An 876-nucleotide genomic window follows, 5' to 3' on the forward strand; every position below is an offset into this window, starting at 1 on the left:
CAGGATGAAAGACCTGATCATTCGAGGTGGCTTCAATGTGTATCCTCGTGAGATTGAAGAAGTATTCATGACGCATCCTGCGGTAGCGATGGTGGCCGTGATAGGTATTCCGCATCAAGAATATGGCGAAGAGATCAAAGCCTATGTGGTATTAAAACCGAATCAATTTGTTGAAGCCGATGAGCTGCAATTATGGGGGCGAGAGCAGTTAGCCAATTTCAAATACCCAAGGTTTGTCGAAATTCGTGAACAGTTACCGATGAGTGCTACGGGTAAAATCTTAAAGAGAGAGCTAAAATCGGAACTCGAAGTCGCATAAGTATGATGTCAAAGCCAGCGAAGCTCTCGCTGGCTTTTTGTTTGATCTACATGGCATTGGCTGGTGGTCGTTTTGGCCGAGTTCGCCGGTTAGACCAAAGACGTGTTTGCATCTACAACTATTCCAACTGTTTGAGATACGCTTCCATTTTCAGCGGATTCAATATGGTAATACTGCCGTATTGCAGCCTAAGAACGTTCGAGTTTAAAAATTTCTTTAATACCTTGTGAACCCTTTGAAGTGTTAGCCCCATCATGTTGGCGATGTGCTCACGAGTCACTTTCACTACACAAGACTGGGCACTTATAGGACGGTTATGTTGATATTCTGCCAGAAGCAATAACCGTCTGCCGATCCTCTCTTCTATACCGCGAATGGCGTCGTCTTCGATAACGGAAATAGCTGACCATAATCTGCGGCTGAGCAGATCCAGAATCACAGGGTAGCTTTGTGGATATTTGGCTAACAACTGCCGAAATTTATCGCCAGGTAGCTCTAATAGGGTTACGTCGGTATGAGCCGTTGCTCCGAAAATGCGTGGCATGCCGGGTGAAAAT

General features: G+C 45.4%; 2 protein-coding genes. One reads left to right on the forward strand and one right to left on the reverse strand.

Annotated elements, in window-relative coordinates; translation table 11 throughout:
* Positions 1–319, forward strand: a 319-nt coding sequence (locus R8N49_RS25850; RefSeq protein ID WP_412034911.1) for an AMP-binding enzyme, incomplete at its 5' end; no start/stop codon positions are given.
* 118 nt (positions 320–437) lie between these two features.
* On the opposite strand, the gene R8N49_RS25855 is transcribed toward R8N49_RS25850, so the two are convergent.
* Positions 438–876 (reverse strand): Crp/Fnr family transcriptional regulator (locus tag R8N49_RS25855; protein ID WP_318190298.1); only part of this gene is annotated, 439 nt, incomplete at its 5' end.

Source organism: Vibrio sp. 1978, assembly GCF_033344345.1.